Source organism: Streptomyces sp. NPDC058001 (assembly GCF_042886315.1).
Lineage (GTDB): Bacteria > Actinomycetota > Actinomycetes > Streptomycetales > Streptomycetaceae > Streptomyces.
This window is the reverse complement of sequence record NZ_JBHVQT010000004.1, coordinates 145,018-161,403: the sequence shown is the minus strand read 5'-3', so window position 1 is coordinate 161,403 and position 16,386 is coordinate 145,018. Positions and strand designations below refer to the sequence as shown.

15 protein-coding genes and 1 tRNA gene are annotated in these 16,386 nt (G+C 71.1%); 9 read left to right on the top strand and 7 right to left on the bottom strand.

The features are described 5' to 3' along the window. Nucleotides 1-82 precede the first annotated feature (82 nt). The 4 genes from ACFVT5_RS10470 to ACFVT5_RS10455 all read right to left on the bottom strand — a co-directional run bounded on the left by ACFVT5_RS10470 (nt 83) and on the right by ACFVT5_RS10455 (nt 4,651). Nucleotides 83-940, bottom strand: a complete 858-nt coding sequence (locus ACFVT5_RS10470; RefSeq protein ID WP_389883999.1) for an S-methyl-5'-thioadenosine phosphorylase — start codon at nt 938-940, stop codon at nt 83-85. Between the two features lie 177 nt (nt 941-1,117). Further along, the gene (locus ACFVT5_RS10465) at nt 1,118-1,492 is read right to left on the bottom strand and encodes an FmdB family zinc ribbon protein (RefSeq protein WP_389883996.1); all 375 of its coding nucleotides are present in this window, start codon (nt 1,490-1,492) and stop codon (nt 1,118-1,120) included. A 67-nt stretch (nt 1,493-1,559) separates the two neighbouring features. Next, a complete protein-coding gene (locus ACFVT5_RS10460) occupies nt 1,560-2,840 on the bottom strand; it encodes an MFS transporter (protein ID WP_389883993.1) in 1,281 nt (426 codons plus the stop codon). Nucleotides 2,841-3,148: 308 nt separating this feature from the next. Beyond that, nucleotides 3,149-4,651, bottom strand: coding sequence for a potassium/proton antiporter (locus tag ACFVT5_RS10455; RefSeq protein WP_389885222.1), 1,503 nt, complete (start codon nt 4,649-4,651; stop codon nt 3,149-3,151). 224 nt (nt 4,652-4,875) lie between these two features. Between ACFVT5_RS10455 and ACFVT5_RS10450 the strand changes: the two genes are divergently transcribed. After that, entirely contained in the window at nt 4,876-7,647 is a 2,772-nt protein-coding gene (locus ACFVT5_RS10450) for a penicillin acylase family protein (protein ID WP_389883990.1), read from the top strand. Between the two features lie 98 nt (nt 7,648-7,745). Here ACFVT5_RS10450 and ACFVT5_RS10445 read toward each other — a convergent pair whose 3' ends face one another. Together ACFVT5_RS10445 and ACFVT5_RS10440 are read right to left on the bottom strand one after the other, a co-directional pair. Beyond that, complete coding sequence (locus ACFVT5_RS10445; protein WP_389883988.1) at nt 7,746-7,985, bottom strand: hypothetical protein; 240 nt, start codon at nt 7,983-7,985, stop codon at nt 7,746-7,748. A 109-nt stretch (nt 7,986-8,094) separates the two neighbouring features. Beyond that, complete coding sequence (locus ACFVT5_RS10440) at nt 8,095-8,703, bottom strand: 5-formyltetrahydrofolate cyclo-ligase (protein ID WP_389883985.1); 609 nt, start codon at nt 8,701-8,703, stop codon at nt 8,095-8,097. 148 nt (nt 8,704-8,851) lie between these two features. On the opposite strand from ACFVT5_RS10440, the gene galU reads away from it, so the two are divergent. The 8 genes from galU to ACFVT5_RS10400 all read left to right on the top strand — a co-directional run bounded on the left by galU (nt 8,852) and on the right by ACFVT5_RS10400 (nt 15,945). Continuing rightward, nucleotides 8,852-9,754 carry a UTP--glucose-1-phosphate uridylyltransferase GalU gene (gene galU / locus ACFVT5_RS10435; RefSeq protein WP_389883982.1) on the top strand — a complete coding sequence of 301 codons (903 nt, stop codon included), beginning with the start codon at nt 8,852-8,854 and terminating at the stop codon, nt 9,752-9,754. Continuing rightward, the gene (glp, locus tag ACFVT5_RS10430) at nt 9,735-11,087 is read left to right on the top strand and encodes a gephyrin-like molybdotransferase Glp (RefSeq protein ID WP_389883980.1); all 1,353 of its coding nucleotides are present in this window, start codon (nt 9,735-9,737) and stop codon (nt 11,085-11,087) included. The genes galU and glp overlap by 20 nt, the downstream gene beginning before the upstream one ends. Before the next feature lie 375 nt (nt 11,088-11,462). Further along, nucleotides 11,463-11,891 carry a cyclic pyranopterin monophosphate synthase MoaC gene (moaC, locus tag ACFVT5_RS10425; protein ID WP_389885220.1) on the top strand — a complete coding sequence of 143 codons (429 nt, stop codon included), beginning with the start codon at nt 11,463-11,465 and terminating at the stop codon, nt 11,889-11,891. A gap of 74 nt (nt 11,892-11,965) precedes the next feature. Then, nucleotides 11,966-12,559 carry a molybdenum cofactor biosynthesis protein B gene (locus tag ACFVT5_RS10420; RefSeq protein WP_389883977.1) on the top strand — a complete coding sequence of 198 codons (594 nt, stop codon included), beginning with the start codon at nt 11,966-11,968 and terminating at the stop codon, nt 12,557-12,559. Further along, a complete protein-coding gene (locus ACFVT5_RS10415) occupies nt 12,556-13,191 on the top strand; it encodes a GNAT family N-acetyltransferase (RefSeq protein ID WP_389885217.1) in 636 nt (211 codons plus the stop codon). The genes ACFVT5_RS10420 and ACFVT5_RS10415 overlap by 4 nt, the downstream gene beginning before the upstream one ends. Nucleotides 13,192-13,465: 274 nt before the next feature. Further along, a complete protein-coding gene (glpR, locus tag ACFVT5_RS10410; protein ID WP_389883974.1) occupies nt 13,466-14,914 on the top strand; it encodes a gephyrin-like molybdotransferase receptor GlpR in 1,449 nt (482 codons plus the stop codon). Nucleotides 14,915-15,017: 103 nt separating this feature from the next. Beyond that, nucleotides 15,018-15,091: transfer RNA gene (locus ACFVT5_RS10405), tRNA-Ala, on the top strand. A 98-nt stretch (nt 15,092-15,189) separates the two neighbouring features. Continuing rightward, nucleotides 15,190-15,945: a GntR family transcriptional regulator gene (locus tag ACFVT5_RS10400; protein ID WP_389883970.1), complete on the top strand. Its 756-nt coding sequence runs from the start codon at nt 15,190-15,192 to the stop codon at nt 15,943-15,945. A 22-nt stretch (nt 15,946-15,967) separates the two neighbouring features. Here ACFVT5_RS10400 and ACFVT5_RS10395 read toward each other — a convergent pair whose 3' ends face one another. Next, nucleotides 15,968-16,291 carry a gamma-butyrobetaine hydroxylase-like domain-containing protein gene (locus ACFVT5_RS10395; protein WP_389883967.1) on the bottom strand — a complete coding sequence of 108 codons (324 nt, stop codon included), beginning with the start codon at nt 16,289-16,291 and terminating at the stop codon, nt 15,968-15,970. Nucleotides 16,292-16,386: the final 95 nt, after the last annotated feature.

The following is a 16,386-nucleotide window of genomic DNA, read 5'->3' as shown; positions in this document are numbered from 1 at the left end:
TGTGGATAACTCCCTCACCCGAAGGGGTAGTTCCGGCCGCTGACCAGGGCAGAAGGCAGCCCCCAACCAGGGCGCCCTCACCTCACGGCAACTCGATCCCCGTGTCGATCCCCGTCAGCGCCCCCGCACACAGACAGTCCCGCTCCCCGTCGGCCGGCAGCTCCGCCACCGCGTCGAACAGCACCGTCCGCAGCCGGTCCACGTTGGACGCGAAGACCTTCAGAACCTCCTCGTGCGAGACGCCCTCGCCGGTCTCGGCTCCCGCGTCGAGGTCGGTGACCAGGGTCAACGACGTGTAGCACAGCTCCAGTTCGCGGGCGAGCACGGCTTCCGGGTGGCCCGTCATCCCGACCACCGACCAACCCTGCGCGGCATGCCACTTCGACTCGGCACGGGTCGAGAAGCGGGGGCCCTCGACCACGACGAGGGTGCCGCCGTCCACCGGCTCCCAGTCGCGTCCCTGGGCGGCCTTGACGGCGATCCGGCGTCCGACGGGGCAGTAGGGGTCGGCGAAGGACACATGGACGACGTTGGGCACCGAGCCGTCAGGCAGCGGGAATCCGTCGAAGTACGTCTGCGCCCGCGCCTTCGTACGGTCCACGAGCTGGTCGGGTACGAGCAGGGTGCCGGGCCCGTATTCGGCACGCAGCCCGCCCACCGCGCAGGGGCCGAGGATCTGGCGCGCGCCGACGGAACGCAGGGCCCACAGGTTGGCGCGGTAGTTGATGCGGTGCGGAGGCAAGTGGTGTCCGCGGCCGTGGCGGGGGAGGAAGGCGACCCGGCGGCCGGCGATCTCGCCGAGGAACAGCGAGTCGCTCGGCGCTCCGTAGGGGGTGTCGACCTGGACCTCGGTCACGTTGTCGAGGAAGGAGTAGAAGCCCGAGCCGCCGATGACACCGATCTCGGCCTTCGCCCGGGGCGCGTTCGTCGTATTCGCCATGGCCAGCACAGTAGCCGGGCTCGGCGACGCACAGCAGCCGGGCCCGGGAACGCCGAAGACCCCACCGTCGGAAACGGCGGGGCCTCCAGAGCCAGGACTGCCGGGACGGCCAAGACAGACGGGACAGGCAGAACAGTGCGCCAGGACCGCCGGGACGGCCAGAACCCGGTGATCCGCCTACGCGGCCGACGAACTGCTCGTACCGGACGTACCCGATGACGAGGAGGACGACGAAGACGAAGAAGAGGACGACGACGAAGACGAAGAAGACGTCGACGAGGAGTCCGAGGAGGAGCCGCCCGATCCGGAGCCCGAGCCCGAGCCGCCGGAGGCTCCGGACGCCGCCTTCGACGCCGGTGCGCTGCTGGACGACGACCCACGGCTGTCGTTGCGGTAGAAACCGGAGCCCTTGAAGACGATGCCGACCGCGGAGAACACCTTCTTGAGGCGTCCGTCGCAGCTGGGGCACTGGGTCAGGGCGTCATCGGTGAACTTCTGCACCGCTTCGAGGCCCTCGCCGCACTCGGTGCACTGGTACTGGTACGTCGGCACTTGCTTCCTCCTGGCACTCTCACTCGATGAGTGCTAACGACGGTCCATAGTGACGTATTCCTTGAGATCAGTCCACCGCCACCGGCGCGCGGTGACCGATGCCACGCGCGACGGTGCGTGAGGAAGGCGGCGGGGTGAGCCGTGACCGCAGGGCCAGAAGGGTCACCAGGGCGAGCGCCGTGCCGCCGAGGGGGACCAGGAATCCGGCGCCGTCCCACGCGCGGTCCTCCAGTTGTCCGGCGACCGAGACGGCGGCGGCCTGGCCGAGGGCGACGGCGCCGGTCAGCCAGGTGAACGCCTCGGTACGGCCGCTCTGCGGGACGAGCCGTTCGACGAGGGTGTAGCCGGTGATCAGGGCGGGGGCGATGCACATGCCGACGAGCAGGCCGGCCCCGGCGAGCAGGACGGTGGTCTGGGCGGCCCACAGCCCGGACGCGGCCAGGGTGAGGGCGGCGTAGGAGAGGACGAGGCGGCGCTGCGGGGCGACCTTCCAGGCGATGGCGCCGCACGCGATGCCGGAGAGCATGTTTCCCGCCGCGAAAACGCCGTACAGGACACCCGTCAGACCGGGCTCGCCCATCGACTCGGTGAACGCGGCGAGCGAGACCTGCATCCCGCCGAAGACCGCGCCGATGCCGAGGAACGTCACGATCAGCACCCGTACGCCGGGCACCCGCAGTGCGGAAACGTGCTCCACGCGTGCGTGCCCGTCGCCGCCGTACCGTGCGGGCCGCGGCTGGGTGGCCTTCTGGGCGGCGAACAGCAGACCGCCCACGAGAGTCAGTCCGGCCTCGGTGATCAGTCCGGCCGCCGGGTCGACGGCGGTGCACAGGGCGGTCGCGAACAGGGGTCCCAGAACGAAGGTGAGTTCGTCGGTGACGGACTCGAAGGCGGCGGCGGTCGTCTTCAGGGGCGAGTCCTGGAGCTTGACGCCCCACCGGGCGCGCACCATGGGCCCGATCTGCGGGACGGAGGCGCCCGTGGGTACGGCGGCGGCGAACAGCGCCCACAGGGGGGCGTCGGCGAGTGCCAGCGCGGTCAGGGTGAGGACGGACGCGGTGTGTACGAGGACACCGGGCAGCAGGACCGCGCGCTGCCCGAAGCGGTCCGCGAACTTGCCGGTGAAGGGCGCGAACACCGCCATGGAGACGCCGGTGACGGCGGACACGGCGCCGGCCGCCCCGTACGAGCCGGTGGTGTGCTGGACCAGCAGGACGATCGAGATGGTGAGCATCGCGAACGGCTGGCGTGCGGCGAAGCCGGGGAGCAGGAACGTCCAGGCGCCGCGGGTGCGCAGCAGCTGCCCGTAGCCGGGGCGGGACGGCTTCGTGGTGACCGTGGATTCCACGGCCCGTGCCTTTCTGCCACCTGGTGGCGCGCCCGGGGTACGGGGGTGCCGAGAGCTGTCCTCTTGCGCGGAACTGCGGTAGATACCGGGCCCCACTGCCGGGCACCACGGCCGCCATACGGTAGCGCCAGCTCTGCGTCAGGCAGAGTTGGTTCGATCAGGGTGTGCCTGCATCGTACAGGGGGAATGGGCGGCTTCACCTGCGCATCGGTGAGGTGAGGCGCTCGTCACCTGCGATACCCGGGACCGGGCCCCGTTCGCACCTCTGGGACCCGGCCCCGCTGATGCCCCGGGACCGGGCCCCGCCCTCACCGCCCCGCCGACGACCCCGACCCGAGCCATCCGGCGAGCTTGCCCCCGTGTCCGACGGCCCGCAGTCGTGCCTCGGCCGCGTCCCGTACCGGATCGGTCGCGACGACGAGGAGTTCGTCGCCGCGCCGCAGCACCGTGGAAGGAGCCGGTACGAACGACTTGCCGTCGCGGACGATCAGGGTGACGGCGGCGCCCGAGGGCAGCCGCAGTTCGCCCACTTCGACGCCGTGCATGCGCGACCCCTTGGGGATGGCCACCGACAAAAGGTGGCCGCGCAGCCGCTCCAGGGGCGCCGACTCGATGCCGAGGTCGGCGGCCTCCGAGTCGTCGCCGAGGCGCAGTTTCCGCGCCAGCCAGGGCAGTGTGGGGCCCTGGACGAGGGTGTAGGCGACGACCAGGACGAAGACGATGTTGAAGATGCGACGGCTGTCCTGGACGCCGTTCACCATGGGGATCGTCGCCAGGATGATGGGTACGGCGCCGCGCAGTCCGGCCCAGGACATGAGGATCTGTTCGGGCCAGGGCACCCGGAACGGCAGCAGACTGATGACGACTTCCAGGGGCCGTGCCACCGCCGTCAGGACCAGTCCGATGATGAGCGCCGGCAAGGCGTCGTCGAGGAGGTCGTGCGGGGTCACGAGCAGGCCGAGCAGGACGAACATGCCGATCTGCGCGATCCAGCCCAGACCTTCCGCGAAGCCGCGCGTCGCGGGCCAGTGCGGCAGTTTGGCGTTGCCCAGGACCATCGCGGCGAGATAGACGGCGAGGAAGCCGCTGCCGTGGACGAGCGCCCCGGCCGCGTACGCGGTCACGGCGATGGCCATCACGGCGATCGGGTAGAGGCCGGACGCGGGCAGCGCGACATGCCGCAGCCCGTAGGCGCCGAGCCAGCCGACGGCGAGCCCGATGGCCGCGCCGATCGCCAGTTCCAGGGCGATCTCGCCGACGAGGACGTACCAGTGTTCGACGGGACCCGCGGTCGAGAAGGCGACCACGAGGATGACCACGGGGGCGTCGTTGAACCCGGATTCGGCCTCCAGCACGCCCGTCACGCGCGCGGGAAGGGGCACTTTGCGCAGGACGGAGAAGACGGCCGCGGCGTCCGTCGAGGACACCACCGCGCCGATGATGAGTGCCTGCCGCCACTCCAGCCCGACGAGATAGTGCGCGCCCGCGGCCGTGACGCCGACGCTGATCGCGACGCCCACCGTCGACAGCGCGGCGGCGGCGGGCAGGGCGGGTTTGATCTCCTTCCACTTGGTGCCCAGGCCGCCTTCGGCCAGGATCACCACCAGGGCGGCATAGCCGATCACCTGGGTCAACTCGGCGTTGTTGAAGGTCACGTTGCCGATGCCGTCCTGGCCCATGGCAACGCCGATGCCGAGGTAGACGAGCAGGCTGGGGAGCCCGCTGCGGGACGAGATCCGAACCGCTGCCACCGCGATGAGCAGCACGAGCGAGCAGATGAGCAGGAGCTGGTTGAGGTGGTGGACAGTCAGGAGCCGAATCCTTCCTGCGCGGGCATCAGGTATTACTTCGTTACCTTACCTAATCGTTAACGCTTTCTTGACGCGTCCGAACGTCCGTACGGAAATGGGTCCTTGCTTTGCTGACTCCGCGTCCGGCGCCCGCATGCCCTGCGCCTATGGTTGCTCCAGCGCTCCCGTGATCGCGCCTCCCGCTCAGACCGCCCTGCCGCTCGCGAAGGACAGCAAGGACAGCGATGCCCGCCAACACCACCGCCTCCTCCGGCCAGCAGTCCGGCACGTCCGGCAGGAAGAACGGCAGGAAGAAGGGCCGTAGAGCCCGTCTGTTCGTGATCGTCCTGGTTCTGGCCATCGTGGTCGGCGTGGGATACGGCGCGTACTGGAGCATCAGCACCGTGCGGGCCTCCTTCCCGCAGACCAAGGGTTCGATCAAGCTCGACGGGCTGGCCGGTCCCGTCGATGTGAAGCGTGACGGGAACGGCATTCCGCAGATCTATGCCTCGTCGGACGAGGACCTGTTCATGGCGCAGGGCTACGTGCAGGCACAGGACCGCTTCTGGGAGATGGACGTCCGCCGGCACACGACGTCCGGGCGGCTCTCCGAGATGTTCGGCAAGAGCCAGGTCAAGACCGACGAGTTCCTGCGCACGCTCGGCTGGCAGCGGGTGGCGCAGGAGGAGTACGACACCAAGCTCTCGGCGGACACGAAGAAGTACCTCCAGGCGTACGCCAAGGGGGTCAACGCCTATCTCGCGGGCAAGGACGGCGCCGACATCTCCGTCGAGTACGCGGCCCTCGGCTTCACCAACGACTACAAGCCGCAGCAGTGGTCCCCGGTCGACTCCGTCGCATGGCTCAAGGCGATGGCGTGGGACCTGCGCGGCAACATGCAGGACGAGATCGACCGTTCCCTGATGACCAGCCGCCTCGGCCCCTCGCAGATCGAGGACCTGTACCCCGAGTACCCGTACGACCGGAACAAGCCGATCGTGCAGGAGGGCGCCTACGACCCCGTCACGGAGTCGTACCAGCCCAAGGGCGCGTCCCAGACGGCGTCCAGCGGCGGTACGGCGGGCACGGGCCTCGCGGGTGGCACGACGGCTCCCTCGGGGCTCCAGAGCCAGCTGGCGGGCCTCTCCGACGCCCTGGACGCGATCCCGTCGGTCTTCGGCCCCAGCGGCAACGGCATCGGCTCCAACTCGTGGGTCGTCTCCGGCGACCACACCATCACCGGCAAGCCGCTGCTCGCCAACGACCCGCACCTCGCGCCCCAGCTGCCGTCGCTCTGGTACCAGATGGGCCTGCACTGCCGCGATGTCACCGACAGCTGCCAGTACGACGTCTCCGGCTTCACCTTCTCCGGGATGCCCGGTGTGATCATCGGCCACAACCAGGACATCACCTGGGGCATGACGAACCTGGGCGCCGACGTCACCGACCTGTACCTGGAGAAGTTCTCCGGCAACGGCTACCAGTTCGGCGACAAGGTGCTGCCCTTCACGGTCCGCAAGGAGCACATCAAGATCGCCGGGGGCGGCAGCAAGACCATCACCGTCCGCGAGACCAACAACGGCCCCCTGCTCTCCGACCGTGACAGCGAACTCGTCAAGGTCGGCAAGAAGGCCGGCGTCACCAGCGTGGCACCCGACCGCGGCGACGGTTACGGGGTGGCCCTGCGCTGGACGGCGCTGGACCCCGGCAGGTCCATGGACGCCGTCTTCGAGATCAACAAGGCCAAGAACTGGACGGAGTTCCGCAAGGCCGCCACCCACTTCGAGGTGCCCTCGCAGAACCTGACCTACGCCGACGTCGAGGGCCACATCGGGTACCAGGCGCCCGGAAAGATCCCCACGCGCGCGAAGGGGCACGACGGCTCGCTGCCCGCGCCCGGCTGGGACCCCAAGTACCGGTGGACCGGCTACATCGACCAGTCCGAGCTGCCCTACGAGTACGACCCGAAGCGCGGCTACATCGTGACCGCCAACCAGGCCGTCGTCGACAAGGACAAGTACCCGTACACGCTCACCACGGACTGGGGTTACGGCGCGCGCAGCCAGCGCATCACCGACCTCATAGAGTCGAAGCTCAAGGGCGGCGGCAAGATCTCCACCGAGGACATGCGCCAGATGCAGACGGACAACAGCAGCGAGATCGCCGAACTGCTGACGCCCAAGCTGCTCAAGATCGACGTGTCCGACCCGAACGTACGCGACGCGCAGAAGCTCCTGGAGGGCTGGAACTACACCCAGACCTCGGACTCGGCCGCCGCCGCGTACTTCAACGCCGTGTGGCGCAACATCCTCAAGCTCGCCTTCGGCAACAAGCTGCCCAAGGAACTGCGTGTCGAGGGGCAGTGCCTGAACGTCGAACCCGCCGACAACACCGGCCCCGCGGACGAGGACCGGCGGGTGCGTGAGTGCGGTGAGCGGGCCGCGGACTCGGCACAGCCGGACGGCGGCGACCGCTGGTACGAGGTCGTGCGCAAGATCCTCAACGACGAGAACAACGACTGGTGGAAGGCCCCGGCGACCCGCACCGACCCGGAGACGAAGACGCGTGACCAGCTCTTCGCGCGGGCCATGGAGGACGCCCGCTGGGAGCTGACCGCCAAGCTCGGCAAGGACATCGACACCTGGAGCTGGGGCCGCCTGCACCGGCTGACCCTGAAGAACCAGACCCTCGGCACCGAGGGCCCCGGCTTCCTCAAGTACGCGCTCAACCGCGGCCCGTGGAACCTGGGCGGCGGCGAGGCGGCGGTCGACGCCACCGGCTGGAACGCGGCGGGCGGCTACCAGGTGATCTGGGTGCCGTCCATGCGGATGGTCGTCAACCTCGACGACCTCGACAAGTCCAAGTGGATCAACCTGACGGGCGCCTCCGGGCACGCCTACAGCGCGCACTACACCGACCAGACGGACAAGTGGGTCAAGGGCGAACTCCTCGACTGGGCCTACACCAAGGACGCCGTCGACGGGACGACGCAGGACACGCTCGTGCTGCGACCCTGACCGCACGCCCTGTCCTTCCGGTACGTGACGGCCCCGCACGCACGCGTGCGGGGCCTTCTCACTGCCGTATGCCGTCGTCTGCGGGCCCTCGGCGGGGGTCAGCGGCTGAGGGAGCCCTCGGTGCAGTTCTGGACGACGGAGGCGGGCTCGGAGACGGTCGGCAGGCCGCAGGTCCTGACGACCTCCAAACCGCCCTTGGCGGCGGTCGCCAGGCCGTCCGACGAGAGGGGTCCCGCGCTGGCGAGCCCCTCGGCCAGGGCGGGAGCGGCACCGCTGGACAGCAGGGCGCCCACGGCGAGCGCGGCGGCGGTGGAGAACGTACGGATCGTGTGTGTCATGCCCGGCCAACCGCGCACGGGGCCCCGGGGGCACGCGAACTCATCCGTCCGGGCGGACCGGTCAACCCCGCGCCGCGCCTTCCGGTCAACTCCGCGCTGCGCCGGCCGGTCAACCCCGCGGAGCGGGCCCGGCCGCCGCGCCGCCCCCGAACCGCCGTACTCCCGACGGCGTCACCACCGCGTGCACCGGCCGGTCGTGCGCCGCGTCGGGCACCCGCGCGACGATCTCCGTGTCGTACAGGAGCACCACACGCGCGGGGTCGACGCCCGCGCGCTCCAGTCGGGCCAGGGCCCGGTCGTAGGAGCCGCCGCCGCGCCCCAGTCGCATGCCGCGGCCGTCCACGGCGAGCCCCGGCAGCAGTACCACGTCGGCGTCCAGGACCGCGTCCGGGCCGAGTCGGGCGCCGCCAGGCTCCAGGAGCGTGAACCTGCCCGGACGCGACACGCGCACCAGCGAGCCGGGCCCGTCGTACGCCCCCCAGTCGAGGTCGTCGTCGGCCAGCAGGACCGGCAGCAGGACGCGCACCCCGCGCGCGTGGAGGTCGTCGAGGAGCGCCCGGGTGCCCGGCTCACCGCCCACCGAGACATACGCGGCGACCGTACGGGCGCCCGACAGCTCCGGCAGCTCCCGCGCGCGCGTGGCCAGGACCAGCGACGTCTTGTGGACGTCATCCGCCGTCAACCCGTTTCTCACCGTGAGGAGCTGTCGCCGCAACATTCTCTTGGCAGACTCGGTGTCGCCATCCCTCGTATTTCCGCTGGTGGGGCTCATGGTGGATACACAAACTCCTCTTAATGCGCTCATAGGTGAGCCAATTGTCCGGAGCCACAGATTCCACACATAGGCACCGGTTAGGGTGACGGGCATGACTGAGTCGCACCCCAGGATCACCAAGGCTGTCATCCCCGCAGCGGGACTCGGCACGCGTTTCCTGCCCGCCACCAAGGCCACGCCCAAGGAAATGCTGCCGGTCGTCGACAAGCCGGCGATCCAGTACGTGGTCGAGGAGGCGGTGTCCGCGGGGCTCGACGACGTCCTCATGGTCACCGGCCGCAACAAGCGCCCCCTTGAGGACCACTTCGACCGCAACTACGAGCTGGAGTCGGCCCTCACCAAGAAGGGCGACCGGGCCCGGCTCGCCAAGGTCCAGGAGTCCAGCGACCTCGCGACCATGCACTACGTCCGCCAGGGCGACCCCAGGGGCCTCGGCCACGCCGTCCTGTGCGCGGCGCCGCACGTCGGCCACGAGCCCTTCGCGGTCCTCCTCGGCGACGACCTGATCGACCCCCGCGACCCGCTCCTCGCGCGCATGGTCGAGATCCAGGAACAGCGCGGCGGCAGCGTGATCGCGCTCATGGAGGTCGAGCCCGAGCAGATCCACCTCTACGGCTGCGCGGCCGTCGAACCCGCCGGTGACGCCGACGTCGTCAAGGTGACCGGACTCGTCGAGAAGCCCGACCCGGCGGACGCCCCCAGCAACTTCGCCATCATCGGCCGCTATGTCCTGGACCCCCACGTCTTCGACATACTGCGCAGGACCGAGCCCGGCCGCGGCGGCGAGATCCAGCTCACCGACGCCCTCCAGCAGCTCGCCGCCGACGAGAAGGTGGGCGGCCCGGTGCACGGCGTCGTCTTCAAGGGCCGCCGCTATGACACCGGCGACCGCGGCGACTACTTGCGTGCCATTGTCAGACTCGCGTGCGAACGTGAAGACCTGGGCCCGGAGTTCCGGACCTGGCTTCGCCGTTATGTCACCGAGGAGATGTAGCCCTGTGAGCAGTTCCGCCGTCCCCGTCGCCGGGCCGGAGCACGTCTGGTCGGTGACCGAGCACCTGGAGGACATCCTCGGCACCGTCCGCCCCCTGGAACCCATCGAGCTGCAACTCCTCGACGCCCAGGGCTGTGTCCTCGTCGAGGACATCACCGTGCCCCTCTCACTGCCGCCCTTCGACAACAGCTCCATGGACGGGTACGCGGTCCGGGCCGCCGACATCGTGGGCGCCAGCGAGGAGTTCCCGGCCGTCCTGACGGTCATCGGCGACGTCGCGGCGGGCCGGTCCGGCGAGCTGCGGGTCGGACCCGGCCAGGCCGCCCGCATCATGACCGGCGCCCCGCTGCCGCCCGGCGCCGAGGCCGTCGTCCCCGTGGAGTGGACCGACGGAGGACTCGGCGGCGGACCCGTCTCCGGGATGCGCGCCCACAGCGCCGCCCCCGAAGGCGCCTCCGGACAGGTCCACGTCCACCGCGCGGCCGAGGCCGGGGCACACGTCCGCACGCGGGGCAGCGACTGCCGTGCCGGCGACCGCGCGCTGGACGCGGGCGCGGTGGTCGGCGCCCCGCAGATCGCCCTGCTCGCCGCCATCGGCCTGGGCACCGTCCGCGTGCGCCCCCGCCCGCGCGTGGTGGTGATCTCCACCGGCAGCGAACTCGTCCAGCCCGGCGAGCCCTTGGACGACGGAGAGATCTACGACTCCAACAGCTTCGCCCTCACCGCCGCCGTGCGCGCGGCCGGCGCCATCGCCTACCGCGTGGGCGCCGTCGCCGACGACGCCGAGACCTTGCGCGCCACCATCGAGGACCAACTCGTCCGCGCCGACATGGTCGTCACCACCGGCGGAGTCAGCGTCGGCGCGTACGACGTCGTCAAGGAAGCCCTGTCCCACGTCGGCGACGAGGACGAGGCGGGCAGCGGCATCGAGTTCCGCAAGCTCGCCATGCAGCCCGGCAAACCCCAGGGCTTCGGCTCCATCGGCCCCGACCACACCCCGCTGCTCGCACTCCCCGGCAACCCCGTGTCGTCGTACGTCTCCTTCGAGCTGTTCGTACGCCCCGCGATCCGCACCCTCATGGGCCTGCCCGACGTCCACCGGCCCACCACGCGCGCGGTACTGCGGACCGACAAGGCACTCACCTCACCCGCGGGGCGCCGCCAGTTCCTGCGCGGGCGGCACAGCCCCGCCGACGGCACCGTGAGCCCCGTCGGCGCCTCCGGATCGCACCTCGTCGCGGCACTCGCGCACGCGGACGCGCTGATCGTCGTCCCCGAGGACGACACATCCGTGGAGCCCGGCACCGAGGTCGAGGTCGTCCTGCTCGGCTGACCCGCGACGACCACCACGCGCGCGGGCGCCCGCCGGTGCGGGCCGCTGCGAGCCATGCGGGCCGCGCCCGCCGGTCCTGCCAGGCCGGACGACCCCCGCGCGCGGTACCGTGTCGCGCACACAGGTCCAGCGCGCCGCACCGCGCGGGCCCGGACCGGGAGCGCCACAGCGATGACTGCGATTTCCCGGGGGGACACCCCCGGAACGCCCGAACAGGACCCGAACCCTGACCTGGGCCCGAAGCCTGCACAGGACTCGAAGCCTGCACAGGTCCGGGACCCCGCGCAGGACCGGAACCCCGCGCAGGACCCGACCGTCGAGCCCGGCGGGCCCGATCGGGGGCTGACCCACATCGACGCGGCGGGTGCCGCCCGCATGGTCGACGTGACGGAGAAGAACGTCACCGCGCGCACCGCCCGCGCCACCGGCCGGGTCCTCGTATCGCCCCGCGTGATCGAGCTGCTGCGCGGTGAGGGAGTCCCCAAGGGCGACGCCCTCGCCACGGCCCGTATCGCGGGCATCATGGGCGCCAAACGCACCCCCGACCTCATCCCGCTCTGCCACCCCCTGGCCGTCTCCGGCGTCACCGTCGACCTGTCCGTCACGGACGACGCCGTCGAGATCGACGCCACCGTCAGGACCACCGACCGGACCGGCGTCGAGATGGAAGCCCTCACCGCCGTCAGCGTGGCCGCGCTCACCGTCGTCGACATGGTGAAAGCCGTCGACAAAGGCGCGGTCGTCACGGACGTACGCGTGGAGGAGAAGACCGGCGGGAAATCGGGCCACTGGAGCCGGGCGTGAGAGCACACGACATCGGGGGAGCACGACACCCCCACGAAAGACCCTCCCCTGAAGGTGCCGCGACGGCCGGAACGGTGAAGGCGGCCGGGACGGGGGAGGCAACCGGGACGCGGGAGGAAGCCGGGACCGGGAAGCCGGCGGAACCGTACCGGGCCCTCGTCGTGACCGCGTCCAACCGCGCCGCGTCCGGCGTCTACGCCGACAAAGGCGGCCCCCTCATCGCCGAGGCACTCACCGCGCTCGGCTTCGCCACCGACGGCCCCCGCGTCGTCCCCGACGGCGACCCCGTCGAACAGGCCCTGCGCGACGGCGTGGCAGCCGGGTACGACGTGATCCTCACCACCGGCGGCACCGGTATCTCGCCCACCGACCGCACCCCCGAGGCGACCCATCGCGTCATCGATCACGCGGTACCGGGCATTCCGGAGGCGATTCGCGCGTTCGGAAGGGAGAAGGTGCCGACCGCGGCGCTCTCCCGGGGCCTGGCGGGGACCGCGGGACGCACCCTGATCGTCAACCTGCCGGGCTCCACAGGCGGCGTACGGGACGGACTTGCCGTCCTGGAGCCCCTGTTGACCCACGCCGTGGACCAACTCCGCGGCGGTGACCACCCCCGGCCCACCCCGGGAGTGCCGAAGAGCCCTGGATCCACGGGGAGCGCACGCTGAACAGACCCACCTGGCCGGTCGAGCTGACGGACGGCGACATCGTTCTCCGCCCGATAAAGCTGCGCGACCAACGGACCTGGCGCGAGGTCAACCGGCGCAACCGCGACTGGCTGCGCCCCTGGGAAGCGACCATTCCGCCGCCTCCTCCGACCGGTCCGATCGCCCACCGGCCCACGTACCGTCAAATGGTCCGCCATCTGCGCGCGGAGGCGAACTCGGGCCGGATGCTGCCCTTCGTCATCGAGTACCAGGGGCGCCTGGTAGGGCAGTTGACGGTCGCCGGGATCACCTGGGGCTCGATGTGCTCCGGCCATGTCGGGTACTGGGTGGACGAGTCCGTCGCGGGCCGCGGAGTGATGCCGACCGCCGTCGCGCTCGCCGTCGACCACTGCTTCCGCACCGTTGGTCTGCACCGCATCGAAGTCTGTATTCGCCCCGAGAACGTGCCCAGCCGCAGAGTCGTCGAGAAACTCGGATTCCGCGAGGAAGGGCTGCGTCCACGTTATCTTCACATCGACGGCGGCTGGCGCGACCATCTGGTCTTCGCGCTCACCGCCGAAGAGGTGCCGGAAGGGCTGCTGCGCCGCTGGCAGCAGGCCCGTACCCGGAACACTCCACGGAACACGGCCTGAGTCCCTGCCCCACTCAGCCCCTGAGCCCCGTACACACCACGGAACGCCCCGGAACGCACCCGGAACGCATCCCGGAACACGCCCCGGAAATAAAATAAATGTTCGAAATTGAACCCGGACGGTCGGCAAAGGACCCCCGAGAGGCTAATTTCGTACCCGGATCGACCTGCTGATCGCATCAGTCGCAAAAAAAGCTCGGAATATCAGCCAGATCGTGCGACACACCGGCTCAATTGGCAGATGGCCTCACGCAAACCCCTCTACCGTGTGAGGCGTGAGCAGCAGCGGCCTCATCTACGCAGTCATCGTCGGGGCCTGGGCCGCCTACTTGGTGCCGATGTGGCTCCGTAGGCAGGACGAGCTGAACGAGGCCCGTCCGACGGAACGCTTCAGTACCGCCATCCGGCTGCTGTCCGGACGGGCGGGCATGGAGCGCCGATACGCCAAGGACCTGCGGGCACGCTCGACCGACCAGGACGAGTCGCCCGCCGACCCGCACGGTGACCCGGACCACGGTCCGGACCAGGCGCCGGACGTCATCACCGACTCGGTGGACGTCCGGTCCTTCGCCATGCCCCCGAACACCCCACGCGCGAACGCCCCGAGCGGGAACGCCCCGCGCAAGGAGTCGGCCGCGGCGCGGGCACCGAAGCGGGGAGAGGTACGGGCACGGATCCCGGTGAAGCCGCAGTCCGCGGCGCCCGCCACGCCTTCGTCTCCTGCCCAGTCCCCGTCCCAGTTTCCTGCCCAGTCCCCTTCCCCTTCGCCTTCGTCCGCGTCGGAGTCGGGGCCGCAGGTGCGCAAGCCCGTGCCGGAAGCGTCGCCCAGGCGCCGCCGGCCGCAGCCGCAGGCCCAGTCGAAACCTCGCCCGAAGTCCGGGGCCCCCGCGTCCCCCGCTTCCCCCGCGCGCGAGGAGTCGCCCGCGCGGCGCCGCGCGGCTGCCGAGGCGGCGGCGCGCGCCCGGCGCTCGAAGGTGCTCGCGCGCCGGCGCCGCACCACCGTGCTGCTGTTCCTCACCTTCACGCTGGGCGCGATCGTCGCGGCGGTAGGCGGGCTCACGTTCCTGTGGGTGCCCGCGATCCCGGCGGTCCTACTGAGCACGTACATCGCGTATCTGCGAACCCAGGAGCGGCGCCGCTTCACGTACACGATGGACCGCCGTCGCGCGGAGGCTGCGGCGCAGCGGCTGCGGGAGCGTGAGCGGCACCCGCGCCGGCGCCCGCAGGCCGAGGCGCCCGTCGCCGACGAGCCGGAGGAGGCCCAGGCCCCCGCGACCGACACCGGCCTGTCGTCCCTGGCGGCCGACCGTCGTGCGCTGGTCGAGCAGACCGATCACGCCGAGTGGGTGGACCAGCAGCGCGAGCGGCAGCAGGGTCCCGGGCACGGCGACAGTTGGGACCCGGTACCGGTGCCGCTGCCGACGTATGTGACGGCACCGGTCGCTCCGCGCGCGCAGGGTGGCGTCGACCTCGGGGCACCGGACGCGTGGAGTTCGGCGCGGTCCAGCAGCGCGGAGCCGGCGGCGGGGCGGGGCGACGCGGGCGCCGACCCGGGCGGCGACGCGGAGGCCGAGGGTGATGCCGACCCGGAGGCCGACGGCTGCCCCGACGAACGCAGTGACGCGCGTCGCGCGGCCTCCGCGCGCCGCTCGCGCGAGCGGGGGCGTACGCCGCTGTTCGACCAGTACGAGGACGGCGACCGGCGCCGCGCCGCCAACGAATGACGCACCCCGGACCCCTCGGCCGACCTCGGCCGACCAGGCCGGAGCGCCCCGAATCGGATTTCCGAGCACTCTGACGGGGATGCTAGAGTTTCACTCGTTGCAAGGGCCTGTGGCGCAGTCCGGTAGCGCACCTCGTTCGCATCGAGGGGGCCAGGGGTTCGAATCCCCTCAGGTCCACGCACCTATAAGATCCCGTCCGATCTGAATGATCGGGCGGGATCTTTGCATGCATGGGGAGCCGGACATGCGTGGGGAGCCGGACAGGAAGGAACGCGGTGGCGGCGAAGGACCAGGCGCTGTACCGGAGGGTGGCGGCGGACCTGGGCCGGGAGATCGGCGAGGGCCGATACGGCTCCGGCGGCCGGCTGCCCGCCGAGGGCGAACTCGCCGAGCGGTACGGCGTTTCCCGGGGCACGGTCCGTCAGGCGATGGCGGTGCTGCGGGCCGAGGGCCTGGTCGCCTCGCGACGCGGCACCCGAGGGGTCGTGATCGGGACACCACGGCCGCAGAGCTTCGGCGAGTTGCTCAGCTTCACCCGCTGGGCCCGGTCGACCGGCGAGGAGCCCGGCGGCCGGATCATCGCCGCGCAGACCCACCCGGCCGACGCGACCGAACGCGAGCGGCTGCGCCTGCCCGAGGGAGCCGAGGTCTACCGGGTGCGGCGGCTGCGCACCCTGTCCGGGCGCCCCGTCATGGTGGAACGCACCGCCTATCCGCCCGCCGTCGGCGAGTTGGTCGCCGAACTGCCGGCGGACACCGTGTCGTACACCGTGGGCCTGGAGGAGCGGGGCCTGTTGTTCGCGGACGCGCAGCACACCGTCGATCTGTGCCGGGCCGACGCGGAGGACGCGCGACTGCTCGGCTGCCGGCCCGGCGACCCGCTGCTGCGCGAGCGGCGGTGCAGTACGGATCCGGCGGGCACCCCGATCGAATGGTCCGATGACCGGTACCTGCCGGAGACCGTGGCCTTCACCGCGCACAGCTCGGCCGCCACCGGCTCACTGGCCCGCCGCCCGGCCGACGACACCTGACCCACCCAACAACAGCCGACAGTCAGGCGGTCCGCAGGGTCTTGCCGGTTTCACCGCGCCGGTCGCCGGGGCCGTCGCCGGCGTCCGTGCCGGTGCCGGGGCGGTTGGTCGTCAGCCACCGCGTGGAGTACGAGGACCGGTGGCCGTCGGGTGCCCAGTCGATCTCGACTCCGTCGGCGGTCCGCCGGACCGCGCCGAGCGCGAGGTCGTCGGGCAACTCGGTGATCTGGAACAGCTTCTGCCCGTTGCGCGGATCACGGCAGCGGGGGCAGGGGCAGTTGTCCCGCAGCCACATGAGCGGCAGACCCGCTACGGACGGATCCTCTACGGACGGTGACGTCGCCATCGCTCGCTCCCCGAGTTGTATAGCCAACTTTGCCGATGGGGTGAACGTCCCAGTCGTGGATGTGGGACGGATGACGTGCCGCTTGCGTGCCGGTG

Excerpts from the sequence above, each read along its gene's own strand:
- ACFVT5_RS10470 (WP_389883999.1), bottom strand. The coding sequence starts at position 940 with ATGGCGAATACGACGAACGCGCCCCGGGCGAAGGCCGAGATCGGTGTC.
- ACFVT5_RS10450 (WP_389883990.1), top strand. The coding sequence starts at position 4,876 with ATGCCCGCCAACACCACCGCCTCCTCCGGCCAGCAGTCCGGCACGTCC.
- ACFVT5_RS10445 (WP_389883988.1), bottom strand. The coding sequence starts at position 7,985 with ATGACACACACGATCCGTACGTTCTCCACCGCCGCCGCGCTCGCCGTG.
- ACFVT5_RS10440 (WP_389883985.1), bottom strand. The coding sequence starts at position 8,703 with ATGTTGCGGCGACAGCTCCTCACGGTGAGAAACGGGTTGACGGCGGAT.
- galU (WP_389883982.1), top strand. The coding sequence starts at position 8,852 with ATGACTGAGTCGCACCCCAGGATCACCAAGGCTGTCATCCCCGCAGCG.
- glp (WP_389883980.1), top strand. The coding sequence starts at position 9,735 with ATGTCACCGAGGAGATGTAGCCCTGTGAGCAGTTCCGCCGTCCCCGTC.
- moaC (WP_389885220.1), top strand. The coding sequence starts at position 11,463 with ATGGTCGACGTGACGGAGAAGAACGTCACCGCGCGCACCGCCCGCGCC.
- ACFVT5_RS10395 (WP_389883967.1), bottom strand. The coding sequence starts at position 16,291 with ATGGCGACGTCACCGTCCGTAGAGGATCCGTCCGTAGCGGGTCTGCCG.